This window comes from Agrobacterium sp. O3.4 (assembly GCF_041414895.1).
In the GTDB taxonomy this organism is placed as follows: Bacteria; Pseudomonadota; Alphaproteobacteria; order Rhizobiales; family Rhizobiaceae; genus Agrobacterium; species Agrobacterium cucumeris.
The window spans coordinates 202,690-227,992 of sequence record NZ_JALPZP010000004.1; the positions used below are offsets into that span (position 1 = coordinate 202,690).

At 59.3% G+C, this 25,303-nt stretch carries 21 protein-coding genes; 8 read left to right on the plus strand and 13 right to left on the minus strand.

What is annotated here, in order from left to right; genetic code table 11:
* Positions 1 to 42 precede the first annotated feature (42 nt).
* Genes M0412_RS19860 through M0412_RS19870 form a run of 3 tightly spaced genes read left to right on the plus strand, consistent with a single transcriptional unit; the run spans position 43 to position 3,513 of the window.
* On the plus strand, positions 43 to 1,155 hold the full coding sequence (locus M0412_RS19860) for a PspA/IM30 family protein (protein WP_142842537.1): 1,113 nt from the start codon (positions 43 to 45) through the stop codon (positions 1,153 to 1,155).
* On the plus strand, positions 1,155 to 1,793 hold the full coding sequence (locus M0412_RS19865; protein ID WP_269701484.1) for an OB-fold-containig protein: 639 nt from the start codon (positions 1,155 to 1,157) through the stop codon (positions 1,791 to 1,793). The genes M0412_RS19860 and M0412_RS19865 overlap by 1 nt, the downstream gene beginning before the upstream one ends.
* A gap of 28 nt (positions 1,794 to 1,821) precedes the next feature.
* Positions 1,822 to 3,513: a flotillin family protein gene (locus M0412_RS19870; protein ID WP_142842539.1), complete on the plus strand. Its 1,692-nt coding sequence runs from the start codon at positions 1,822 to 1,824 to the stop codon at positions 3,511 to 3,513.
* A 135-nt stretch (positions 3,514 to 3,648) separates the two neighbouring features.
* On the opposite strand, the gene M0412_RS19875 is transcribed toward M0412_RS19870, so the two are convergent.
* Positions 3,649 to 3,933, minus strand: a complete 285-nt coding sequence (locus M0412_RS19875) for a K+/H+ antiporter subunit F (protein ID WP_142842540.1) — start codon at positions 3,931 to 3,933, stop codon at positions 3,649 to 3,651.
* 317 nt (positions 3,934 to 4,250) lie between these two features.
* Between M0412_RS19875 and M0412_RS19880 the strand changes: the two genes are divergently transcribed.
* From M0412_RS19880 to M0412_RS19890, 3 genes are all read left to right on the plus strand, one after another.
* On the plus strand, positions 4,251 to 5,402 hold the full coding sequence (locus M0412_RS19880) for a calcium:proton antiporter (protein ID WP_269701480.1): 1,152 nt from the start codon (positions 4,251 to 4,253) through the stop codon (positions 5,400 to 5,402).
* Positions 5,403 to 5,456: 54 nt separating this feature from the next.
* On the plus strand, positions 5,457 to 5,780 hold the full coding sequence (locus M0412_RS19885) for a hypothetical protein (RefSeq protein ID WP_269701478.1): 324 nt from the start codon (positions 5,457 to 5,459) through the stop codon (positions 5,778 to 5,780).
* A gap of 98 nt (positions 5,781 to 5,878) precedes the next feature.
* Positions 5,879 to 6,625: a F0F1 ATP synthase subunit A gene (locus M0412_RS19890; RefSeq protein ID WP_269701476.1), complete on the plus strand. Its 747-nt coding sequence runs from the start codon at positions 5,879 to 5,881 to the stop codon at positions 6,623 to 6,625.
* 55 nt (positions 6,626 to 6,680) lie between these two features.
* On the opposite strand, the gene acnA is transcribed toward M0412_RS19890, so the two are convergent.
* The 6 genes from acnA to M0412_RS19920 all read right to left on the minus strand — a co-directional run bounded on the left by acnA (position 6,681) and on the right by M0412_RS19920 (position 16,664).
* Positions 6,681 to 9,296 carry an aconitate hydratase AcnA gene (gene acnA, locus M0412_RS19895; protein WP_371338328.1) on the minus strand — a complete coding sequence of 872 codons (2,616 nt, stop codon included), beginning with the start codon at positions 9,294 to 9,296 and terminating at the stop codon, positions 6,681 to 6,683.
* Between the two features lie 189 nt (positions 9,297 to 9,485).
* A complete protein-coding gene (locus M0412_RS19900; RefSeq protein ID WP_269701472.1) occupies positions 9,486 to 10,370 on the minus strand; it encodes a GntR family transcriptional regulator in 885 nt (294 codons plus the stop codon).
* A 257-nt stretch (positions 10,371 to 10,627) separates the two neighbouring features.
* Complete coding sequence (locus M0412_RS19905) at positions 10,628 to 11,431, minus strand: hypothetical protein (protein WP_269701470.1); 804 nt, start codon at positions 11,429 to 11,431, stop codon at positions 10,628 to 10,630.
* Positions 11,432 to 11,627: 196 nt separating this feature from the next.
* Positions 11,628 to 12,251, minus strand: a complete 624-nt coding sequence (locus M0412_RS19910) for a TetR/AcrR family transcriptional regulator (RefSeq protein ID WP_269701468.1) — start codon at positions 12,249 to 12,251, stop codon at positions 11,628 to 11,630.
* 114 nt (positions 12,252 to 12,365) lie between these two features.
* The gene (locus tag M0412_RS19915) at positions 12,366 to 15,506 is read right to left on the minus strand and encodes an efflux RND transporter permease subunit (RefSeq protein ID WP_269701466.1); all 3,141 of its coding nucleotides are present in this window, start codon (positions 15,504 to 15,506) and stop codon (positions 12,366 to 12,368) included.
* 3 nt (positions 15,507 to 15,509) lie between these two features.
* Positions 15,510 to 16,664 (minus strand): efflux RND transporter periplasmic adaptor subunit, encoded by a 1,155-nt coding sequence (locus M0412_RS19920; RefSeq protein ID WP_269701439.1) that lies wholly within the window; start codon positions 16,662 to 16,664, stop codon positions 15,510 to 15,512.
* 370 nt (positions 16,665 to 17,034) lie between these two features.
* Between M0412_RS19920 and M0412_RS19925 the strand changes: the two genes are divergently transcribed.
* Entirely contained in the window at positions 17,035 to 17,817 is a 783-nt protein-coding gene (locus M0412_RS19925) for a pyrroline-5-carboxylate reductase (protein ID WP_269701438.1), read from the plus strand.
* Between the two features lie 60 nt (positions 17,818 to 17,877).
* Here M0412_RS19925 and M0412_RS19930 read toward each other — a convergent pair whose 3' ends face one another.
* From M0412_RS19930 to M0412_RS19955, 6 genes are all read right to left on the minus strand, one after another.
* A complete protein-coding gene (locus tag M0412_RS19930; RefSeq protein WP_269701437.1) occupies positions 17,878 to 19,476 on the minus strand; it encodes an MFS transporter in 1,599 nt (532 codons plus the stop codon).
* Positions 19,473 to 19,913: a DoxX family protein gene (locus M0412_RS19935; RefSeq protein ID WP_269701436.1), complete on the minus strand. Its 441-nt coding sequence runs from the start codon at positions 19,911 to 19,913 to the stop codon at positions 19,473 to 19,475. The genes M0412_RS19930 and M0412_RS19935 overlap by 4 nt, the downstream gene beginning before the upstream one ends.
* Positions 19,914 to 20,134: 221 nt before the next feature.
* Positions 20,135 to 22,117, minus strand: coding sequence for an amidohydrolase (locus M0412_RS19940; RefSeq protein WP_269701435.1), 1,983 nt, complete (start codon positions 22,115 to 22,117; stop codon positions 20,135 to 20,137).
* Complete coding sequence (locus M0412_RS19945) at positions 22,117 to 22,407, minus strand: XapX domain-containing protein (protein ID WP_269701434.1); 291 nt, start codon at positions 22,405 to 22,407, stop codon at positions 22,117 to 22,119. Before M0412_RS19945 ends, M0412_RS19940 begins: the two co-directional genes overlap by 1 nt.
* Positions 22,408 to 22,479: 72 nt before the next feature.
* The gene (locus M0412_RS19950; RefSeq protein ID WP_142842553.1) at positions 22,480 to 23,172 is read right to left on the minus strand and encodes a hydrolase; all 693 of its coding nucleotides are present in this window, start codon (positions 23,170 to 23,172) and stop codon (positions 22,480 to 22,482) included.
* Between the two features lie 143 nt (positions 23,173 to 23,315).
* Positions 23,316 to 24,248, minus strand: coding sequence for a VOC family protein (locus M0412_RS19955; RefSeq protein WP_269701433.1), 933 nt, complete (start codon positions 24,246 to 24,248; stop codon positions 23,316 to 23,318).
* Between the two features lie 117 nt (positions 24,249 to 24,365).
* Between M0412_RS19955 and M0412_RS19960 the strand changes: the two genes are divergently transcribed.
* Entirely contained in the window at positions 24,366 to 25,265 is a 900-nt protein-coding gene (locus M0412_RS19960) for a LysR family transcriptional regulator (protein ID WP_269701432.1), read from the plus strand.
* Positions 25,266 to 25,303 lie beyond the last annotated feature (38 nt).

The following is a 25,303-nucleotide window of genomic DNA, read 5'->3' on the forward strand; positions in this document are numbered from 1 at the left end:
CCGCCCCTTGAAAGCACCAATGGAGTGCTTTATGTATTTCACATGAGCACGAAACTTCTGTCCAACGTCGTTCTGGTACTCAATCTTTCAAGGGAAGATCGATCTTCCCTTGAAGAAACGCTGCTTGCCTATCGACGTGCGATGGCAATCCTCGATCAGACCGAAGGCGCCAACCTCGTGGCGCTGCATGCCGCAGCTTACGAGGAAATCAGGGTCAAGACAGGCCTCCCATCCCGCATGGTGACGCTGGCTTTGCGCGACCATAGCCAGCGTGATCCGCAGGAGCCGGTGCGCGACATCCCGCTCGACAGCAAGCTGTTTTCGGTAAAGGGTCCTGACAGCCTCAGCATCGCCACCCTCTCGGGCCGCGTCGTCGTGCCCTACACCGTGCGTGGTTATCACGACGGCTGGAATGACTTTTCAGAAGCGCGCCTCGTTTTCGAGGGCGAAACCATCAGCATCCATGCCGGCATAAAAACCGGCTTCCAACCGAACAGGGAGGCTTCGATGAACAATGAAGGTATTCTCGGGCGGCTCGGGCGTGTCATCGCCGGTGTCATGAACAATGCCGTCGACGCGGCCGAGGCGTCCAATCCGGTCGCCGTTGCACAACAGGCCGTGCGGGAAATTGCCAAGATCGCCGAGGAAGCGCGAACGGCCCTGGGCGTGGCGGTTGCCGCCGGCCATCGCCTCAAATCGAAGGCCGCCGATCTCGATGAAGAAATCAGCGACCTCGACGACAAGATCAGGATCGGGCTGGAAAACGGCCGTGAAGATCTGGCACGGGCCGCAACCGGGCTGCAGATCGATCTGGAGGCGCAGCGCGAAGCGCTGAACAAGGCGATCCTCGAGAATGCCGCCGAAATTGCCGAGGCGGAAACCACCTTGCGCAGCATCGCCTCTGCAAAGGCGGATGCGCAAAAGCGGCTCGAAGATGCCAAGCGTGCCGAACGCGCCGCACCTGCCAGCGTGGACGCCACCCCGTCCCAGCGCAATGACCGCCGTCTGGCCGAGGCGCTGGAAGCGATCGAAAGGGTGACCGGCACACCGGCCAAGCCCAATACCGGCGCAGCCGAGGTGGAGGAGCTGGGCCGCATGCAGCGACAGAGCGCCATCGAAGCGCGGCTCAAGGCTTTCCGGGAGGGCGAACGCTGATGGAAGGCATTGTCCAGCCAGGCACAGCCCCCTTCTGGATCGCCCTCTTGACGGTCGCCGGTCTCGGCATTGTCGAACTCGTCTCGGTCCTGGTAGGTGTATCGGCCTCCGGACTGCTGGACGACAGTTTCAGCTACCATGCGCCGGGCGATACCGAAGCGGGGCTGCTGGGAAGCTGGATGTCCTGGCTCAACGCCGGCGGCGTGCCGCTGCTTGTTCTCGCGGTCATTCTGCTTTCGGTTTTTGCCGTTACCGGTTTCTTCATTCAGGGGGTCGCTTCCACAGTGCTTCTCGGGCCCTTGCCACTCCCTCTGGCCATGACCGGCGCGGTTGCTGCGGCCATTCCGGCCACGCGGTCGCTCAGCCTTGCTGTTGCAAAGGTCATTCCACGCGATGAGACCAACGCGCTCGAGCAGGCCGACTTTCTGGGGCTCACAGGCGTCGTCACCATCGGGCCGCTTGATCAGGGCAAGCCCGGCACCGTGCGGGTCAAGGACCGGCATGACAATATTCACTTCCTGCGTGCGCAGGCCGCATCCGGTCACACGATCGATACGGGTGCGCAGGTATTGATCGTCGATGGGGCGGATGGGCTTTTCCAGGCCATCCCCGCACCGCCGGATCTGAAAAATTCATAATAGCGGGCACAACAGGGGTTAATTCACCATGGACTTCTTTTCTTTGAGCCTGATTGCCGGTGCCATCGTCACGGCGATCGTCGTCATCGGCATCATCATGACATCGCTTTATACGCGCTCGACGCGCGACAAGGCCTATGTCAGAACCGGCCTTGGCGGCAAAAAAGTCGTACTCGACGGCGGCGCAATCATTCTGCCGATCTTCCACTCCTATTCCTGGGTCTCGCTCAGCACGTTGCGGCTGGAAGTGAAGAGATCCGAACATGAATCGCTGATCACCAAGGATCGCATGCGCGCCGATATCACCGCCGAATTTTATGTGCGCGTAAAACCGGACGCCGAAAATATCGCGCTCGCTGCCCAGACGCTTGGCGACCGGACAAACGACGCCGATGCGCTGAAATCCCTGGTCGAGGCGAAGTTCGTCGACGGCCTGCGCTCGGTCGCCGCAACCATGTCGCTGCGCGACCTGCAGGAACAGCGCGCCGAATTCGTCAAATCCGTGCAGGCGGCCGTCGCCCATGACCTGCAGTCCAACGGTCTGGAGCTGGAATCGGTGTCGCTGACGCGGCTCGACCAGACCGACATCAAGCATTTCAACCCCAACAACACCTTCGATGCGGAAGGCCTGACGGCGCTGACGCGGATCACCGAGGAGCGCAAACGCGAGCGCAACCAGATCGTCCGCGACAACGAAGTCGAAATCGCCACCAAGGACCGCGAAGCCGTGCTGCGCCGCCTGACCATCGAGCGCGAACAGCGCGATGCGGAACTGACGCAGGAACGTGATATCGCCAACAAGACCGCGGAAACACGGGCAGAAGCCGCACGTGCCGAACAGGCCGCCCGCTTGAACGAGGAGACCGCAAAGCTCGATACCGAACGGGGCATTGCCGAGCGGGATGCGGAAGCCCGCCAGGCCCGCGAGACCGCCCGCATCGAGGCCGAGCGTGGCATCGCCGAGCGCGAGGCGGAAGCCCGCAAGATCACCGAAACCGCCCGGATCGAAGCCGCAATCGCCGTTGCCCAGAAGGTGGAGCAGGAACAGGCCGCACGTGCCAAGGCGGATGAAGCCAAGGCAGCCGCCATCACCGCCGAAGAACAGGTGGCAACCGCCCGCGAAGTGGAAATCGCCGAACGTGCCAAACGCATTGCCGTGATCGACGCTCGCAAGGCGGCCGAACAGGAAGCGACGGCGATCACCGTGAAGGCGGAAGCCGAACGTGAAGCTGCGGAAAACCTCGCCGCCGCCGCCAAGATCGGTGCCGAGGCCGAAGCACAGGCCGCCAAAATCCGCGCCGAAGGCGTCATCGCGCTCGGTGATGCCGAGGCGCAGGCGGAGCGTGCGAAAAACGATGCCCGCAATGCGCTTTCCGGCGACATCATCGAATTCGAACTTGCCCGCGCAAGGATCGCCATCATCCCCGAGGCGCTGGCCGAAGCGATGAAGCCGATCGAGAAGATTTCCGATATCCGCATCTTCAGCGCCGGAAATCTGGCCGGCGCACTCGGTGGCGGCAGCGACGGACAAGGTGGCAATGGCCTGGGCGATCTTTCAAGCCAGCTGCTGAGCTTCACCGCGCAGAAGCCGGTTCTCGATGAAATCCTCGCACAGGCCGGTTTCAAGGGAGCGGACCCGACACAGGCCCTCCTCGCAGCCTCGATCACGAATGGCACGGATCGGCCAACCTCGGAAAAACAGCCACGCAAGGAGACTTAACAGGGTCTCGGCAGTCCTTCCGTCCGGCACTCGTCTCGGCAAGAATATCAAGCGCGGCCAATCTAAGATGGCCGCGCTTTTCTGTTCTTTAGACACTCCACGAGACCCGTTATACGCCCCGGAAATGATGCCGCATCACTCGATCACCTCACCTCGCATCAGAAACTTCGCAAGTGCGACCGTCGAAACGAAGCCGAGAATTGCGAGTATCAGAATGAAGGGAAGGTACAGGGCGTTTCCGGTTTTGATCGCCAGCACCAGCGCCTGCAATATTCCAATATTGTAAATCGTATCAATTGCCATGACACGATCCTGGGCCCTTGGACCCTTGATCAGCCGATATGCGGCGAATACCATGGCAAGCAGAAGCATGCCCTGGGCAAGGGTGGCGGACCAGTAAATAATGTCGGCGCTCAACATCATCGGCACCGCTCAACAGGGTCGTGCTGAAGAAAAAATACCGGTCTGTTCGGGGCAGTTATGAGAGATCATGGCCTTGCTCCACGTGTTCTTTAGACACAGGGCCGTCCCCAATTGATCCGGATGGCGCAGGTCGTCCTGCACAACTGCGTGCTATCACCAATGGCGCCTGTCATCAAGGCGGTGGCCCGACTGCGCCATTGCTTTCAGGAACCCTGCCATGCTATCGCTGACATCAACAGCTTGACAGAGCTTCGTTCGGGACGACCCGAATGCGACAGATTGCCGGGGACGACCCCAGATAGAGGTCGCCTGCAATGTCTGACAAATCTCCATCCTTTCTCCGCACTCCCTGGCCGAAACTCGTCGTGGCCTGGCTGGTCGTCGCCGTTTTCCAGCTGTCCGGCCAGTCATGGCTCTCGCCTGATATGACGCCAACCATTGCCATCTCGTGCTTTCTCGTTCTCTTCGCCACGATCCTTATGGCGGCTTTCGGGGTAGTGAAAGAGGCCGATGAGCTGGCACATCAACTGGGTGAACCCTACGGAACACTCATTCTCACGCTGTCGATCGTTGCAATCGAAGTGATCCTGATTGCGGCGGTGATGCTGGGGCCGAATGAAGCGCCGACAATCGGAAGAGATTCCATATTCGCGGTGATGATGATCATCCTCAACCTCGTGACAGGTATCTGCCTTCTGGCGGGCGCGATGCGTTATGGCGAGCAGGAATATAATGCGCCCGGCGCCGTTTCCTTCATTGCGATGACGGTGGTTCTGGCCGGCGTCGCGCTTCTGGTGCCAAACACGCTCTCCGCAGGCAATGGCACGTTTACCGCTCTCCAGGCCATCGTCATCTCTCTCGTGACCGTGATTGTCTATGGCAGTTTCCTCGCCCTCCAGATGGGCCGCTACCGCAGCCACTTCATGCAACCGGCACCGGGCCGGATGTCGATCAGGCTGACAGAACCCGTCGAGCGTCAGGCTCCAGACCATCCGACGGACGGTCATGCCCGCAAAAAGAACATCGTTCATTCGATGTTTCTGATCGGATTGATGCTGCCGATCGTACTGCTCGCACATGACCTTGCCATCGTCATTGATTACGGCGTTGCGCAGGCTGGCGCCCCGGTGGCCGTTGGCGGCGTTCTTATTGCGATCATCGTCTTTACACCCGAATCAATCACGGCCGTAAAGGCCGCGTTGAACAACGAGACACAACGGGCAATCAATCTGTGCCTCGGCGCATTCGTTTCAACTGTCGGGCTCACGGTCCCGGCGGTCCTGACGGTTGGCCTGGTCACCGGCAAAACGGTGATCTTCGGAATTTCGCCCACCGAAACCATCCTGTTTGCCCTGACGGTTGCGCTGACAACCCTGACCTATCTGGGCAGGCGAACCTCGGCGGCGCAGGGACTGTTGCATCTGATGCTGTTCGTCATCTTTGGCCTCCTGTTGTTTACGGCCTGAGGCCACGGCATCGCGGGACGGCCCGCGCGCTTCAAACCGAACGGGGACGACCCCATGATCGCGAGATTCACGATGTGGAACGCTCCGCAAATGCTTTATCGGGACATTTCAGAAACGGTCACACAAAGTGCAAATCAACGCTCGCCAGGCTGGGTGACGCGGATTTCAGCGGCCTTGATATTCGTTCTCGTCGCCAACCATCTGGTCCGGTTTTCCCGCGCCGATGCGTTTGCCCGAAAACGATTGCCACCTGCCACCGATTTGGCTAGAAAGCCCTCGCGCGGGACGACCCGTGCCTTGAAACGTTCCGGGGACGGCCCTGACTCTCAATCTTGGGATCAGAATGGCCGATATACCGAACACCCTCCCTATTTCTGACTTTCCACCACACGCACGGTCTTCCTGCGTCCGGCACAGCCGCGACTTCGAACACCGGCGCATCCCCGTCATTGTCGCAATTTACTGAAGGACCTGTCATGGCCGGCCCCATCGACCAATTCGAAGTCAAACCTCTCGTTGAAATTACAGTCGGGGGTATCGACCTCAGCTTCACCAATGCTTCGGCATACATGTTTCTCACCGTCACACTGGCCAGTTCATTCCTGCTTCTGGCAACCGGCAAGGCCCGCCTCGTGCCCGGCCGCTGGCAATCGAGCGCGGAGATGCTTTACCTGTTCGTTGCCAAGACCCTGCGTGACAATGCCGGCGAACAGGGGATGCGGTTCTTCCCCTTCGTGTTCTCGCTTTTCATGTTCATCCTCTTCGCGAACATGATCGGCATGTTCCCTTATGCCTTTACCGTAACGAGCCAGATCATCGTCACCTTCGGCCTCGCCATGATGGTGTTCGGCACCGTCACGCTTTATGGCCTGTTCAAACACGGCATTGGTTTTTTCGGCCTATTCAAACCCGCTGGAATCCCGGCAATCCTGGCGCCGATCATCGTGCCGATCGAAATCATCTCCTATATTTCGCGCCCCGTCAGCCATTCCGTCCGCCTGTTTGCGGTCATGCTTGCGGGCCATATCACCCTGAAGGTCTTTGCGGGTTTTGTCGCCTCCCTCGCCAGCATCAATGCGCTGGGGGTAATCGGCGCCATCGCGCCACTCTTCATGACGGTCGCCATCACGGCTCTGGAATTCCTGATGGCCGGCATTCAGGCCTATGTCTTCACCATGCTCACCTGCATGTATCTCAACGATGCACTGCATCCGGGACACTAAAGCATTCACGGCGGCGCCGAGCGTCCATTGTCCGCGAAAGCCCACAAAAGGGGCGTCAGGCGCGCTGACGTTCCCCGGCAGGCCGGTGCAGGCGCTCAAGGATCAGGGGCAGGACCCCGCCAGCACGCAAAATGGCGATTTCCGCCCGGGTTTCGATCGCCGCAGATGCCTCGAAAGAGATCGAAACCCCGCTGGGCCGCGTGATCGTAACGGGTATCGCGCAACGGGGTGCGATCGACAGGACATCGGCGTTGACCATGATTGTGTCGCGGGCGGTCAATTCAAGCTGTTCGGGCTTCAGCCCTTGCGGAAGCCGCAGTGGCAGGACACCCATGCCGATCAGGTTCCAGCGGTGAATGCGCTCGAAACTTGCCGCCAGAACCGCCCGAACACCCAGGAGGGCGACACCCTTTGCGGCCCAGTCGCGGGAAGATCCCATTCCATAACGTTCACCCGCCACAACGACAACGGATTTGCCTTCGGCTTCGTATCGCTGGGCAGCATCCCAGAGCGGGAGAACTTCTCCCGTTCCCGCATGAATGGTAGAGCCCGCAGGAATATCCACCGCCAGAAGATTGCGCACGGTCCTGTTGGTAAAGAGGCCACGGATCATGACTTCCCAGTTGCCGCGCCGTGAAGAAAAGACATTGAGATCAAGCGGATTCTCGCCACGATCAATGAGATGCCGTCCGGCGTCGCCCGTCGCGGGAATGGCACCCGCGGGCGAGATATGATCGGTGGTGATGTCGTCGCCGAGCACGAGAATAGGATGGGCTTGATAGGCGCCAAGCCTCGTTCCCTTGCCGAAGCCGGAAAAAGGCGGCCGGCGGATATAGGTCGATTTTTCATCCCAGGGGAAAAGTGTCGTTGTGGGCGCGGGAAGCTCTTTCCACGCCTTGCTTGCCTCGGCCGCGTCATAGGCCGGCGCGAAATCCTCGACCCTTGACGCCATCTCCATGGCCGCATCGATCTCGGCAGCGGTCGGCCAGATCATCGGAAGCGTTACGGGAGTACCGTCTTCTGCGATACCGAGAGGATCATTCATGATATCGAGCTCGACCGTACCGGCCAGCGCGAAGGCCACGACCATGGGCGGCGAGGCCAGAAACCCGGCTTCCAGCTGCGGATGAACCCGGCCGGGAAAATTGCGGTTGCCGGAGAGAACCGCCACGGGAAGAATGTCCCGTTCCGCCATTGCCATTGCAACCGGACTGGTGAGTGAACCGGAATTACCGATGCAGGTGGTGCAGCCATAACCGACAATGCCAAAACCAACGGCCTCCAGATCGGTCATCAGCCCCGCACGCTGGAGATAACGCTCCGCCGTCGGTGAACCCGGAGCAGTCGAGGTTTTTACCCAATGCGGCGGGCGCAGACCGTAAACATTGGCTTTACGGGCCAGAAGCCCGGCGGCGATCACGAGCCGGGGATCGGACGTGTTGGTGCAGCTGGTAATCGCCGCGATTGCGACGGCGCCATCATTCGGCTCACCTTCCAGGGAAATCGTGCCGGCCTTCTTCATGGCGGAAATCGCATGGCGCGTCGCGCGGACCGAAATCCTGTCCTGAGGGCGGCATGGTCCGGCAAGGCTTGGTTCGACGCTTGAAAGGTCGAGATCAATGGTTGCGGTGTAGCGGGGATTGGCATCGGGGTCGAACCAGATTCCGACACGTCTAGCATAAGCCTCGACGAAGGCCGCGTGATCCGGTGTGCGCCCGGTCCTGAGCAGATAGTCAACGGACTGACGATCTATCGGGAAATAACCGCTATTCGCTCCGAATTCCGGCGTCATATTGGCGATGACCGCCCGGTCACCCGCCGTCAGGCCGGAAACACCCGGACCATAGAACTCGACATATTTATCCTGAAGGTCGATCTGACGCAGCAGATGCGTGATGACCAGCGCGAGATCGGTGGCAAGCACGCCCTCTTTCAACGCTCCTGTCAGCCGGACGCCAACGACGTCAGGTACGCGAAGGGCGACGGGCATGCCGAAAAATACGCTTTCTGCCTCAAGCCCGCCGACACCCCAGCCAAGCACTCCGATGCCATTGATCATCGGCGTATGGCTGTCCGTACCGATCAGCGTGTCCGGCATGGCCCATAATATCCCGTCGCGCCGCTGCGAGGTCACCACGGTTGCCAGGCGCTCGAGATTAAGCGTGTGCATGATGCCCGTGCCGGGGGGATGGGTCCGAAAATCGGCAAGCGTATTTGTCGCCCATTTCATGAAGCTGTATCGTTCCGAATTTCGCTCATATTCACGTTCCATATTGCGCGTGAGCGCCGATGAGGTCGCAAACACGTCCACGGCAACGGAATGGTCGGTCGAGACATCCACTGGAACAACTGGATTGAGCCGGGCGGGATCGCCCCCGGCTTCTGCAAGCGCAGAACGCATTCCGGCAATGTCGACCAAAGCCGGACCACAGGTCGTGTCGTGCATCAGGACCCGGTTCGGCAGGAACGGAATTTCGACTTCGCTAACACCGGTTTCAAGCCAGTCGATCATCGCCGCTTTCGCCCGTACAGCGTCGTCGTCTCCGGTGCGAAGCACATTCTCCAGCAATATGCGATGCACATAGGGCATGCGGGCCAGACAGTCCCCCGCCTCTGCGGGGAGATCGATGATGTCGTAGCTGACGCCGTTTATCTCGAATGTCGTTCGCATATTGTTTTGGTCGAGCGTCACGGCCATCCCCCCGCAGACGTTATCATTGCTTGCTTTGTAAGTGACAATTCACATACATAATGTAATCACAAAATGCAATTATCTCGACAATAAATTGATTGCCTTTTCACCCGGTGAAGGACACGAACCAGGCAAGCAATCCAACTCACAGTGAGGGAGGTTAGTGATCTAGACCTTGGGAGACTTGATGCGGCTGGCACCCATGATGTGGGTGTAGAGAAAAGCGGCGGCTTCGTTCCGGCGACCATGTTCGATCAGGTCGAGAATTTGCAGATGTTCCTCCGTCTGCCGGGGCAGGCGGCTGCGGTCGATGGTGATGTGGTATTCGATAAGCCGGCGCAGACGGTTGATGCGTCTGATCGCATCCAGGAAAAATTCATTCTGCGAGCAGGCGACGAGCATCTCGTGAAATTCGTTATTGGCCTTGAAGATTTCGGCGCGCGACCATGTTTCATATCCGCCGTCGCGCAACCGCATCTGAACCTCCCGCGCCCGCTTCAGACCCTCCGCGTTGGGCTCGAAACTCGGCAGCAGCATGGCTTGCTGCTCGATCACGGCGCGAAAGGCATAACCGTCCTCATAACTCTTCTTCGACGTCAGCGCCTGCGTGAACGCCCAGCCATTGCCGGGCAGACGCTCGATCCAGCCCTCTTCCGCAATACGCCGAAGGACCCTCAGAAGCTTGGTGCGCGGAAGATCGTAAAACCGCATGAGTTCATTTTCGCTCATGCGCTCGTCGAGCTTGCCGGCGAGGCGATCCTCGGCGATGCGGAAATAGATCGCCTCGTCACCCTCACCGTCTTCAACACCTGCGGATTTCATATCCTGAAGACTGCCGGGTTCGACCGCGAGAAAATAACCGCGATTGGGCTCCGCCCGCACGACGCCCTGGATCTCGAGTTGCTTGAGCGCGCTCATGATGGGAGCACGCGAGACACGGAAGGCGTCAGCCAGCATTTGAAGAGGAAGATGCTCACCCTTGCCGATGCCGTTCGTCTGGATGAATTCAATGACGTTTCCGACGATCTGCGGCGTAAGACTTTTCCGTACCATGGGGCTCGCTCTGTAGTTTTGCCCAGTTTTGTATGATCCTCCGCTTCAAAGCAACAGGCGGCAGTCCCCTCGGACTGCCCGCCTCACCGTTCAATCCTCGTCCTGCCGGAAGCGGGAAAGCCCTTTGAAAAGCAAGGGTGCAACAAGCGCTATCACCGCAAATGCGCGACGGGATAATCGAATTTCCGCATGAAAAAGCCGATAGCGCCATATCCGACAATTTCTTGCCTATGTTCCTCCAACAGATTTCGCGCTCCTTAATGCTGGCCCTTGCCGGATCGCAGCGAAAGCCCGAACGACACCATCGTGAAGCCTGCCACCAGGAGATCTGCCGCCAGAATGATGTCCGGGCCCCCTCCAAGTCCAAAGGAGCGATCCGCGACCAGCCATGCGACAAAGAAGAGGGTGGTCAAGCCGCCTGCGAGCAGGGATGGAGCACCCCGGTGGGGACGGATCGTTTCTCCAACCCAGAGCCGCAATAACGAAAGACCAAGAAACAGACAGCAGAAAAGCAGAAAGGCTGCAGACGACCGAAGGCTCTCATCAACACAGACGATACATCCCATCGCTGCCTGAAGGGCGCCGATGGCAATCCAGTCCGGATAAAATGCGGGGCGCGCAAGCCGCATGATGATGATTGCAAACAGCAATCCGCCCAGCATTGGCCCGAGGCCCGGCAGATAACCTTCAAAGTTCCGGTCGAGAAACCTGTTGGCGAGGGACAACACGGCAAAATCGACCAGAATGACGCCAAGCGCGACGACTCTCAGCCAGTCGGACGGTTTCCTGAAGCGGTTTTGGCCGACCTCCCGGCCACTGCGGATGAGGCGGCGAAGCCGCGGGAGAAACGACGGGGCACGCTGGTGGGGGAAAACGTGCCCCGTCCGATGTCCGGCAATGAGCGTTGCGGACATCATTGGCCCTGACGGCAGGGGACGATACGTCAGGGCCATGTTTGTCGAAGACGGAGCAGGCACGGAACCTCCGTAACCCGTGGAAACGGCCAGACTGCCGCGAAGGGCAAGAGACTGGCGCGAAATATTTTCCCGATCCTTCATCATTTTCGGAACCGCCTCCTCCATTGGACAACCGGTTCGCTTTCGGGATCACACCGGTCAACCAGCCCTGCTTGCCGGGGCAACAGTAGCCATGTCTTTATATATACATACAACACGTTTGTAAATTCGAACCTAGTCATCTTCCGTCACCAGCGCATGTCAGGCGTGGTTTGCCTGGGGTAATTTTGTCAGGATTGGTTCAGTTGAGGCCTTGGTGTTTTTGCTGAACTCCGGCGAGCAAAGTCGCGACCAGAAGGCTCCCGTCTTCGGAGAGCGTAAAGACGCTCTTGCTTAGCGCCCATTCCGTAATGAGACCGCCCATGGCCGCATAAAGCATGGAGGCAGCCTTTTCCGGCGTCCACGGTTTCACCATTCCGGGGTTTCGCTCGACTGCCCTGAATATGCGCACGAATAATTCATGCATTTCCTCGGGAAACGTGTTTTGTGCGGCCTCATCCTTTTCCGCCAGAACGATATCGAGCCGCATCATCACCCGCAGCAGGCCGCGTTGACGCGGATCCTGCTCCAGTAGCCTGAAGGTGTCGGCTATGATGTCACCGAGTTTTTCGATGGAAGCGGAGCTGCGGCCTTCGGAAAGTTCGTCGGCAAATCGCCGAAACGGTTCCTGCGCCTCGTTTCGGAGAGCGAGCAGAAGCCCGTGCTTGTTCTTGAAATGCCAATGGATTGCACCCCGGGTCACACCGGAAAGAGCAGCGATTTCTTCCAGGCTGACATTGTCGTAGCCCTTGTCCAGAAACAGGGTCTCTGCCGCCTGCAAGATCTGGCGACCGGTTTCCGCCGCCTGCTCCTTGGTTCTCCTCACGTCTCTAAACTCCCATGACTGAATTTCGCCGTTGCTTTCTACATGGACCAGCCCGGCAAAAGCAAACCGCCGTCCCGCCGCAACTCATCACGGCGAGACGGCAATGCATCGACCTCAGGCGGTTTTCGGCTCCGCCACCTTTACGCTTCTGCGGCTAAATATTCCCGATATCAGCACGAAGAAGACCGGCACGAAAACAATCGCCAGCAAAGTCCCCGTCACCGTTCCAAAGAAGGTGGCAAAGCCGATAGCCTGGCGCGCGCCGGCGCCGGCACCCGTCGATATGACCAGCGGAATGACACCGAGGCCAAAGGCAAGCGAGGTCATCAGGATCGGCCGGAAGCGAAGTTTCGCCGCCTCGCAAACCGCCTCGAATGCGCTTTCGCCCAGCTGCGCCATTCGCTCTCGCGCAAATTCGACGATCATGATGCCGTTCTTGCCCGTCAGGCCGACCACGGTCAGAAGACCCACCTGGAAATAGACGCCGTTCGACTGCCCACCGATCCATGCGCCCAGAAGCGCACCGAGAATACCGACCGGCATGGCGAGCAGAACCGCAACGGGAATGGTCCAGCTTTCATAAAGAGCCGCAAGGCAAAGGAACATGGTTGCCAATGCCAGCCCGTAGAGAGGTAAGGCGCCGGCACCGGCATCCTTTTCCTCGAGCGACATTCCCGTCCATTGCAGGCTGAAGCCCGGCGGCAGTTTCGCGGCAAGCGCCTCCATCTCCGCCAGCGCCTCACCGGAGGAGAAGCCCGGAGCCGCCGACCCTTCGATCGACATGGCGGGCAGGGCGTCATAACGGCTGACCTGCTGAGGCCCGAAGACCCAGTTCTGGCTGGCGATGGTCGAAAGATCGACGAAATCGCCATTTGCATTCGGCACCCGCCAGAGAGCAAGATCTTCCGGCCCGGTGCGTGCCAAGGGCTCGCCCTGCACGTAAACGCGCTTCATGCGTCCCTCGTAAAGGAAGTCGTTCACGTAGGAACTCGACCAGACGGTGGTCAGGAACGACCCGACATCCGCAGCGCTGAGGCCAACAGCGCCGGCCTTGCCCCAGTCGATGTTGAGTTCGAACTGAGAAGCATCCTCCACGCCGTTCGGCCGGACAGCCATGAGTTTCGGGCTTTGGGCCGCAAGACCCAGCAGCATGTTGCGCGCTTCCAGAAGCTGCTCATGGCTCTGGCCGGAACGCGCCTGAAGGAAGGCGGTAAAGCCGTTGGAATTGCCGAGTTCCGTGACCGCCGGCGGCACCAGCGGAACGACGATCGCTTCCTTGATGCCGCCCATCAAGGGCCCGAAAGCGCGCGCGGCGATGGCCTGGGCGGAGTTGTCCTTACCCTTGCGCTCTTCCCAGTCCTTCAGTTTGACGAACATCATGCCCATGTTCTGCCCCTGACCGGCGAAGGAAAAACCACGAACCGAGAAGACCGACTCGACGTTCTTGGCTTCGGCATTCATGTAGTATTTCTCCACCTTGCCCAGAACCTCCTCGGTATTTTGCGCGGTGGAACCGGGCGGTGTCTGGATGATGGTGAGCAGGGTTCCCTGATCTTCATCGGGAAGGAACGAGGTTGGCGTCTTCTGGTAAAGGAAGACCATGGCGCCCACCAGAAGCAGGTAGACAAGGAACATCCTGACCGGCCTTTTCGCCGAAGCCCTGACGATATTGCCGTATCGCGTCGTCAGCCATGAGAAATTGCGCTCGAACCAGTTGCTGAAACGGCTGGCAAGACCCGGCTTGGCATTGTGATCATGGGCCTTCAGCATCGTCGCGCAGAGCGCCGGTGTGAAGATGAGAGCAACCAGCACCGAGAGCGCCATGGCCGCAACGATGGTCACAGAGAACTGCTTGTACATTTCCCCCGTTGCGCCGCCAAAAAACGCCATGGGCACGAAGACGGCGGAAACCACCATGGCGATGCCCACGAGTGCCCCCTGGATTTCTCCCATCGACTTTTTTGTGGCCGCGACGGGATCGAGGTGCTCGTCACGCATGATGCGCTCGACGTTTTCCACCACCACGATCGCATCATCGACAAGCAGACCGATCGCCAGAACCATGGCCAGCATGGTGAGCGTGTTGATCGAGAATCCGAGCGCCGCCATGATGCCGAAGGTTCCAAGCAGAACCACCGGCACGGCCAGCGTCGGGATCAGCGTCGCGCGGAAATTATGCAGGAAGATCAGCATCACGAACACGACCAGCACGATCGCTTCGATGAGCGTGTGAATGACGGCCTCGATGGAAAGCGAGACAAACGGCGTCGTATCATAGGGAATGACATAGCTCACGCCGGCGGGAAGGAATGCGCCGAGATCGGCCATCTTGGCCTTCACCAGTTCCGCCGTTTCAAGCGCATTGGCGCCGGATGCCAACTGGATCGCCATGCCTGACGACGGCTTGCCGTTGTAGAAACTGGAAATCTCGTAGTTTTCCGTTCCGAGTTCCGCCCGCGCCACATCACGCAGCAACACCAGCCCGCCATCGGTATCGGCACGCAGCACGATGCGCTCGAAATCCTGCGGCGTCTTCAGGAGGGACTGGGCGGTGACGGTGGCATTGAGCTGCTGACCTTCCGGTGCCGGCATCGCGCCGAAGGAACCGGCCGATATCTGCGCATTCTGGGCGCTGATCGCATTAATGACGGTGGTGGGAGAGAGGCCGTAATATTTCAGCTTCTGCGGATCGAGCCAGATCCGCATCGCATATTCCGACCCGAACACTTCAACCTTGCCGACACCCTTCAGTCTCGACACCGGTTCGACCATGTAGGAGTTCAGATAATCGGCCAGATCGATGGCGCTTCGGGCTCCGTCATCAGAGATCAGCGCGATCACCATCAGGAAGCCGGTTGTCGATTTCTCAACCGTCACGCCCTGACGCGTCACTTCCGAAGGCAGGCTCGCTTCAGCCTGGCTCAGCTTGTTCTGGACCTGAACCTGGGCGATGTCGGGATCCGTGCCGAGATTGAATGTGAGTGTCACGGTGGCGCGACCGGTAGAGGTCGTCGACGAGTCGATGTAACGCAGCCCGTCAAGGCCCGTCATTTCCTTCTCGATGATCTGCACCACCGTATCCGCGACCGTTTCGGCGGATGCGCCGGGATAGGTCGCGCCGATGACCACGGATGGACCGGCGATCGAGGGATATTGCGAGATCGGCAGTCTCATGATCGACAGGACGCCGAGGCCCATGATTATGATCGCGATGACCCAGGCGAAAATGGGTCTGTCTATGAAAAACCGCGCCATGGATCAGTTACTCCCGACCCGGGCAGCCTGCTGGGCCGCTGGCTGTTGCTCTATTTCCACCGAAGCACCGGGTGCCACCTTCTGGAAACCGGACATGACGATCTGGTCCCCCGGTTTCAGGCCGCTGCTGGTGACCCAGCGATTGCCGGCACCAGTGACGATGGTTACCGGACGGGGAACAATCTTGCCGCCCTCCACGATCCAGACGGAGGCCTCGCCTTTGGCATTGCGCATCACGGCGCTTTGCGGAACGAGGATCGCGTCCTTGGTAACGGCCTGCGGCAGTTCAACCTCGACATAGAGGCCCGGCAAAAGCCTGTTATCCGGGTTGGAGAAAGAGATTCGAAGCGTGACCATGCCTGTCGTCGGTTCGACCCTGGGTTCGGCCGCCTTCAGATCACCCTTTACCGGATAAGTCTGGCCGTTCGGAAGGATCATCGTTGCAACGGACTGGGACTGGCTGCCCCCCACCCTTTTGTCGGCATTCCACCGCAACAGATCGTTTACCGACTGGGTTACGTCGACATAGATCGTGTCGAGCGCGCGGATCGTGGTCAAAGCCGTCGTCTGCTGCGCAGCCACAAGCGCACCGGCGGTCGTTTCCGAAAACCCGATGATGCCGGAGATTGGCGCGCGGATCGTTGTTCTCTCGAGGTCGATCTCCGCTGTCGTCAGCTGTGCCCGCGCCACCTGAAGTGCGGCCTGCGTCTTGTTTCTCTCCGCAATCTTGTTATCGCGGTTCGACGCCGAGCTTACATTATTGGCAAATGTCTCCTCAGCACGGCGCGCATCGACGAGGGCGAAATCGTAGCTGGCTTGCGCCTGGGCGACGTTGGCTTTGGCCGACTCCACCGCCGCAACATAGGTTTCATCCTCGATCTTGTAGAGAACCTGACCGGCCTCGACACGTGCGCCTTCCTCAAACAGTCGTTCCCGGATGATGCCGGAGACCTGCGGCCGTACCTCTGAAATCGTCGATGGTTTGATACGTCCGGGCAAACGCGCAGTCAGCGTGAAATCCGCCGCCTTGGCGGTTTCAACCGTGACCGACGGGGTGGGTTGTTGCTGCGAGAGCACTCTTCCGGGATAGAGGACACAGGATAGGATCAACGCAAGGGCCACCGTTTGCCCGCGCCGCCACTGACTTTTCTCGACCATTTTTCACCTTTTGATGCAAACGAGCTGCCGGACACATCACAAGCGTCCGATCTTTCGGTGCCATATACATACATTCCGAATGTAAATATCAAGTGAAATATTTTGGCCGACCGGCACCGGCTCTTCATGTCGGTCCTGCTTCAAAGTGCAAAATCGATCGCGATAAGTTGCTAAAATAAAAGGAAAATCAGATTGCTGACGAGATTCCCATGCGGAGCACATTTACTTCCGGCAGGCGGATCCGGAAGAAAAATTAACATTGCCGGCAGACCGGTTTTCTGGCCCAATGTCTCATCTTCAGTTCAGGACACGCGTTACCGTCCTGCGTAAAACACGGCCGATCCGGCCCCATTGCAGCCGCGGAGTCATCATGTCCCTTCCCCAGAAAATCGGTTTCATCGGAACCGGAGCGATCACCGACGCGATGGTGCGAGGCCTGCTTGGCAAGCCCGTCGCCGTGCCGCATGTCATGGTGTCGCAGCGCAGCGCGGATATTTCCGCAAAGCTCGCCGCCGATTTCCCGCAGGTGACTGTTGCCGACGATAATCAGGCAATCGTTGACGGCTGCGATACCGTCGTGCTGGCGATCCGCCCGCAGATCGCCGAAGAAGTCACCAGACCCCTGCAGTTCCGGGAGGGGCAGAAGGTCATCAGCGTGGTTGCCGCCACCAGCCGGCAAGCCCTTCTCGACTGGATCGGTGCGGATGTGCGGCTCACCCAGGCGATCCCCCTGCCCTTCGTGGCGCGGCGCAAGGGTGTCACCGCCGTTTATCCTGCCGATACGGATACGGCAGCGATTTTCAACGTGCTCGGCAATGCGGTTGAATGCGAGACCAAGGCGGAATACGACCTGCTGGCCGCCGCAAGCGCCCTGATGGCCACCTATTTCGGTATCCTTCAACATACGACGGAATGGCTGGCGGAAAACGGCCTGCCGGAAGAAAAGGGCCGCGCCTATCTTGCTCCCCTCTTCGCCGGCCTTTCCGAGGTGGCGGTGCTGGCCGGCAAGGATACTGATTTCACTGATATCAGCCGTGAATTCGCCACCAAGGGCGGCCTCAACGAACAGGTATTGCTGGATTTTGACGGCAATGGCGGTTCGCGCGCATTGAAAGAGGCATTGAGCCGTGTGCTGGAGCGGATCACCAAATAACCGGCCGGATTGTCTTTGCTCAGCAATAAAAAAGGGGCCAGTCGGCCCCTTTTCCTTGCTTCATGCTCTTCCCGGACGATTGATCGTCAGGAAGTGCCGCACGACTGGTCTTTCCAGCCCCGAGTGATAGGCAAGCACCTTGCCCTGTAGATCCGCGTCGGCGTTGGAGACCCGTTTGTGCTGGCGCAGATGTTCCGCCCAGGATTCCACCATGAACCATTCAACGATCTTCTGCGGATCGGCGGAGTCCTCGGTGACACCCCAGCCATAGGCACCATCACGCCGGCGTTCCTGGGAAAGCTCGTCAAGCGCATGCAGGAACGCGCTGCGATGATGCTTTTCGACGTTGTATTCGATCAGAATCAGCACCGGGCCGCGGTCATGGGCCACCGGCTCGGCAACCAGCGGTTCCGGCCAATGATTGGACGGTACCATATCGGCATCGCCAGCAGGCAATTTCAGGCGATGCATGACAAGACCGGCGATAAACAGACCGGCAGAGCCGATCAGCAACGTTCCGGGCACGCCTGCCGCTTCGCCAACAGCGCCCCAGCCGATGCTGCCTGCCGTCATCGCGCCGTTGAAGACGGTAAGATAGATCGCCAGCCCACGGCCACGCACCCAGTTCGGCAGAATGGCCTGGGCCGCGCCATTCAACGTCGTCAGTGCCGTGATCCAGGCACCACCGAGAAACAGCAGGATGACGATGGCCAGCCACTTGGGCGGAGCAAACGACAGACCGGCCATGACAAGCGCGGTAATGACAGCAGCCCCCAGAAGCAGGGCGTCGGCATCAAAACGGGCGCGCAGTTTCGGCATGATCAGGGCGCCGCCAATGGCGCCGGCACCGACCGCGCCGAGCAGAATGCCATAAAAGCTGGCATCTCCGCCGAGCAATTGCCGTGCGACCAGTGGCAGAAGCGCCCAGACGGCACTGGCGAATGCAAAGAAGATTGCAGCCCGCAGCAGGACGACATGCAGCGGCCGGCTGGCGCGCGTGTAACGAAGGCCGGCCCGGAATGCGCCGAAGAAACCTTCCGCCAGCACATCATTGGCGTTCTTCGCCCGCGGCCACCACAGGAGCGCCGCGATGACGATAAAGTAGCTGGCGACATCTGCACCGTAAGTAACGGCCGCACCGAAGGCAGCAAGCAATATGCCGCCGACCGCAGGACCGATGGAACGGGCAATATTGATGCCCAGCGAATTGAGCGCGACAGCGCTTTTGATATCCTCGCGTTTCACCAGTTCCGGCACGATGGCCTGCCAGGTCGGTCCCATCAGCGCCGCACCGATACCGCCAAGGAAGGTAAGGCCGATCAGGGCGCTGACGGACAACAATCCAGTATGGGCGAGAACCATGAGGGTGAGGCTGACAGAGGCCAGGAGCAGCTGGACCGCAATCAAAAATTTGCGACGGTCGAGAATATCCGTCAACACGCCGGCCGGGATCGCCAGCAGAAAGATCGGTAGGGTTCCCGCCGCCTGGACCATGGCGACTGCCGCCGGCGAGGCCGAAAGATCGGTCATAAGCCACGAACTGGCGACATCGCGCATGAAACTGCCGGTATTGCCGAGCACGGTTGCGGCCCAGAGGACGGCAAAAACCGGCTGCGCAAGCGGAGCAAAGCTGCTCGTTGAGGATTTTGCGGCATTCATTTGCCTGTTCCTTTCGTGAGATCGATTGCGGCGACGATAACAAAGGCGCCAGCCAGACCCAGATGTTCAAAGAAGGCGTTGGTTGCCATCATGCGGTCCATGCCGGGTGCCATTTCCCAGAACCGAAGAGCAATGAAGGTGGCCAGAAGCGTGAAGCCCGCAAGCGCCAGAGCGCCTGCCCAGCGCAGAAAGCCGGAAACCACCATGGCCGAGGCGGTAAGCTCGAACACAATGACGACAACGGCAAAGACCGCAGCGGGATGAAGCCCAAAATGGTTCATCTCGGCAATCGCACCGGGAAAGTCGAAAATCTTGGTCAGCGGCCCCTGAATATAGGCCGAGCAAAGCGCCAGAAGCGCAAGGATTCGTGTGACAGGCGAGGCAACAACGCCCGTAAGAAGCCCGTGAGGGCGAAGTGTTGAAGATGGTTCGGTCATTGTCTGCTCCTGCGATCTTGGCCGTTCGGTTCGACCGGCACTGCGTTCATCTGATGGAGCGATATTGGCTGAAACAATTATCGCCAACAATTGCATCAATAGTTTCGATATAATTGCATATTTCGCAACATTAGCCCGCCTGAGAGGGCTTCCTTCGCGTCGGATGCGGGCAGCGACAATCCGCTGCCCGCATGGTCGATCTGGCATTCAGCGGGTCGGGCTTAAACCGCCCAGCACGAGCAGCCAAGCGCTCCGAAAAAGCCCTTCAGATCGGCGATGGGCAGCTTCGATGTCCAGGCTCCGGCATGGTCGTGGCCATGCACACCGCAATCGCTGGCGCAGCCGCAGGACGTGATTGCCGCCCGTCGCAACGAGTTCTTTCCAGCCCCTTGCGGCTCACCCCAGGCGGCATAACCCCCGAAAGCACGAACCGGCGACCAGTCGGGCATGGCGGGAGGCACGTCGTTCTCATCGAGTGCCCTGAAATCACCGGCACCATAGACGATCTTGCCGCCAACCATGGTCAGCTCGGAGGTGAGGAAGGAAATTTCATCCTCGGCACAGGCGAAATAATCCTTGTCCGGCACCACCAGATCGGCGAACTGGCCTTTTTCGATGCGGCCCTTTTTGCCCTCCTCGTTCGAGAACCATGTGACTTTTTCGGTCCACATGCGCAGTGCCGTTTCGCGATCGAGGCAATTGGCGCGTGGATAGAGCTGCATGCCGCCGACGGTCTTGCCGGTTACCATCCACGAAAGGGAAACCCACGGATTGTACGAGGCGACGCGGGTGGCATCGGTACCGGCAGAGACATTGACGCCCTTGTCGAGTATTTTCCGGATCGGTGGCGTCGCCTCGGCAACTCCCTGTCCATACCGTTCGACGAAATATTCGCCCTGATAGGCCATGCGGTGCTGGGTGGCGATGCCACCACCAAGCGCTGCGATGCGGTCGATGGAGCGGTCCGAGATGGTTTCGGCATGGTCGAAGAACCAGTTCAGGCCCTCGAGCGGAATATCCCGGTTGACCTTTTCGAAGACATCCAGAGCCCGCGAGATCGTCTCGTCATAGGTGGCGTGCAGACGCCAGGGCCAGCGGTTCTCCGCAAGAATTCGGACGACGTCTTCCAGTTCGCCTTCCATTTCCGGCGGCATGTCCGGTCGTGGCTGGCGGAAATCCTCGAAATCGGCAGCGGAAAAGACCAGCATCTCACCTGCACCATTGTGCCGGAAATAGTCATTGCCCTGCTTGTATTTGACCGAAGAGGTCCAGTTGAGGAAATCCTCCTTTTCCTGCTTGGGTTTCTGCGTGAAGAGGTTGTAGGCAAGACGCACGGTCATCTGGCCTTCGTCGGAAAGCTTCTGGATGACCTCATAGTCATCGGGATAATTCTGGAAACCGCCACCCGCATCGATCACGCCGGTCACACCCAGCCGGTTCAGTTCACGCATGAAATGACGGGTGGAGTTGACCTGATAATCGAGCGGCAGCTTCGGTCCCTTGGCGAGTGTCGAATAGAGGATGCCGGCATTCGGCTTGGCGAGCAGCATGCCCGTGGGATTGCCGTTCGCATCGCGAGTGATCTCGCCGCCGGGCGGGTTCGGCGTATCCCGCGTATAACCAACCGCGCGCAACGCAGCACCATTCAGCAGCGCCCGATCATAGAGATGCAGCAGGAAGACCGGCGTATCTGGAGCCACCGCATTGATTTCCTCAATGGTCGGCAGGCGTTTTTCGACGAATTGATGCTCGGTGAAGCCGCCAACGACGCGCACCCATTGCGGGGCGGGCGTGATCGCCACCTGACGTTTCAGCATGTCCATGGCGTCCGCCAGCGAGCGCACACCATCCCAGCGCAGTTCCATGTTGAAGTTCAAGCCGCCGCGAACGACGTGAGTGTGATTGTCGATCAGGCCGGGCAGCACACGTTTACCCTTCAGATCGATGACTTTCGTCTCCGGCCCGGCGAGCGCCATGACATCGGCATCGGTTCCCACTTCAACAAACAGACCATCCCTGATGGCAACTGCCGTTGCATTCGGATTGCCGCGGTCAAGCGTCGTCAGGCGGCCATTGTGAAGAATGGTGTCGGGATACATGGAATAAGCTCCGGTCTGAATGGAATCAGCGGCCTTGGCCGGTGAAAAGAGATGCGGAAAGGCAAGGCTCGATGCCGCGCCGAGAAAGGTGCGTCGCGTCGGCATCAGCTTCTCTCCCCATCCACAGGCTGTTTCGCTCTGGCGAGATCCACGGTCTCTCCGCTGCCCTTCGGCATATGGCCGAACACATGCGGCTTGATCTGGTTGATCCACGAAACGGCGGCCGGTTCCTTGCCGATGATCGACCTTGCAAAAGGAATGACCTGTTCCCCAAGCAATATGCCAAGCAGGCCGACAAGAGCGATGATGGGCGGCGCAGGTGAACGCACATTGAGCAGGCTGTAAACAATGCCGACCAGCAGGCCGGCGCCAAGCGACAGAAGATAGACTTTCATGGGAACCTCCTAGATGGATGAAAGCCGCACCGGAGGGGACATCGATCCTTCCGGTGCGGCGCGGTTGAAAGCTTATTTTTGGGCTGGGTTGGGGCCGATGCGCTTGCCGTGTTTGACGCGTTCTTCACCGCCATGGACGTGGGTGACGGCATAGTCGATGCCCATGCCATAGGCGCCGGAATGTTCCTTCACCAGCGAGGTGACCGCGTCATAGGTTTCCTTGCGTGCCCAGTCGCGCTGCCACTCAAGCAGCACCTGCTGCCAGGTGACCGGGATGATACCGGCCTGCACCATGCGGTCCATCGCATATTTGTGTGCATCAACAGAGGTGCCACCGGAAGCATCCGCCACCATGTAGATCTCGTAATCCGCGACATCGTGGAGCGCCGAGAGCGCGAAGGTGGTGTTGCAGACTTCCGTCCAGAGGCCGGAAACGACGATCTTCCTGCGGCCACCGGCAGCGTTCTTCGCCAGGGCGTCGCGGACATTCTGGTCATCCCAGGAATTCATCGAGGTACGCTCGAGGATATCATTCTCCGGGAAAACCGCGAGCAATTCCGGGAAGGTGTTGCCGGAGAAGCTTTCCGTTTCGACCGTCGTGATGGTCGTCGGGATGTTGAATATCCGGGCAGCCTTGGCGAGGCCGACGACATTGTTCTTCAGGGTCTGACGATCGATCGATTGCACACCGAAAGCCATCTGCGGCTGCTGGTCGATGAAGATCAACTGGCTGTTGGCGGGGGTCAGGACTTCGAGCTTGGACATTTTCGTTCTCCGTTCAGGTGGTGATTGCCGATCTGCGGCGGTGGAAATTGACAAGGCTTCGCCAGTGGACTGCCCGGCGCGGGCAGCCATCTTTAAAAGGCGTGAATGTGTATCGGTCAGTCTTTTCGGATCAGCGATCCGTCTCAGGCGGCAAGCGGAACCAGGCTCGCCTCGATCTTGTTGCGGAACGGCTCATACCGGTTCGGCAGCTTGAGTGCTTCACCAAGATGCGCGGTATCCTCGTCCCGGTCGAAACCCGGTTCATTGGTGGCGATCTCGAACAGGATACCGCCCGGGGTGCGGAAATAGATCGCCCAGAAGTAATCGCGGTCGATGACCGGGGTTACCTGATAGCCGGTATCCATCAGCGCCTTACGCACTTCGAGCTGCTTTTCGCGGTTCTCGACCGCAAAAGCGATGTGGTGCACCGAACCGGCTCCGGGGCGGGCAAAGGGTGTCTTCGGCAGCGCCGCCAGATCGATCGTATCCGCGCCATTGCCACCAGGGATGGCGAAACGGGTGACGTTCCCTTCAACTTCGGCCCGCTCATAACCCATGAAACGCAGAAGCTCCTCGGTCGCAGCCGTGTCGTGAAGATTGAAGCGCGCGCCGGTGAAACCGCGTATGGCGTTTTCTTCTGATATGCCTTCGGCCAACCAGCCAGCACGTGCATCATTGCCGGTTTCGATCAGCGCGAGACCGTCGCCATCGCGACCGGTGAAGCGCAGGCGATTGTCGCCGAAAACCGTGTCGGCCTGAATGCCGGCGGCACCTTTGGCAATGAGACGATCTTTCCAGAAGCCGAGCGAACCCTTCGGAATGGAGAACTGGGTCTCGCCCACTTCACCGACACCGGGACGACCGGCCATCATCTGGGCGAAGGGAAAATAGGTCATGACCGTGCCGGGCGTTCCCGTTTCATCACCGTAATAAAGGTGATAGACGCTGGGCTCATCAAAGTTGACGGTCTTCTTCACCCGGCGCAGGCCGAGCGTTTCGGTGAAAAAACTGTTATTCTGCCGCGCATCCGACGCCATGGAGGTAACGTGGTGCAGGCCCTTGATATCCTTGATCATCGTCGGCGCTTTCTTCGTTGGTGTGTCCGTTTCGATGACAAAGATATACGCCGCTTGATTGCATCGAAGAATTGCAATATTTCTTGCGACTGAATTGCGGTTTTTGAAATAATAGAGATGAACGACCACAAAGCTCTCAAAACATTTCTGATGGCGGCCGAAAAGCGCAACTTCGCGCAGGTGGCCCGCGAACTGGGCATGACGGCAGCAGCCGTCACCCGCGCCATTGCCGCGCTTGAATGTGATCTCGGCGTGCAATTATTCGTCCGCACCACCCGCCAGGTGTCGCTGACGACCGACGGAGCCGTTTTCGCCGCGCAGATACAGCCGGCAATTGAAGCGCTCGAAAATGCCCGGCGCGACGTCAGGAATGCTCACAAGGCCGATCAGGGAAGACTGAGGATCAGCGCGCCGACATGGCTCGGGAAAACCGTTTTGCCACCGATACTCTCGGGTTTCCGGGAACTTTACCCGAAAATGTGCTTCGAGATTTCGCTGTCCGACGGCTTGGTCAACATCGTCGATGACGACTACGACCTCGCGATCCGCATTTCGTCTGCTCCATCAGACAAATTCACCATCTGGCGCAAGATCAGGGCCGTGCCGAGAATATTGGTGGCGGCGCCGGGCAGCCGGTTCACGCAGATGGAACATCCAGGCGAGCTGACGCCCGACGACTGCCTTGCCTATAGCGGTGAAAGCCGGCGGGAGAACTGGGTCCTTTCGGATGGCGGATCAAGCATCACGATTTCCGCCGGCCGCAGATTCAGCGCCAATAATGGCGAGGTTCTGGCAGATTTGGCGGCGGATGGTTCCGGGGTGGCCATGTTGCCGGGGTTTCATATCGCCGAACATATCCGCAGCGGCCGGCTGACACATGTTCTGCGCGGCTGGTCGCCGCCGGAACTCTGGCTGACGCTCTATTATCCGCCCTACCAGAAGCTGCCGCCCCGCATCGCGACCTTCTCGAGGTTTTTCGAGGAGCAACTGCCCGCGCATATGGTGATGCTGGATTGAAGACGACGCCGGTGGATAAAATTCGTCACCGGCGGCGC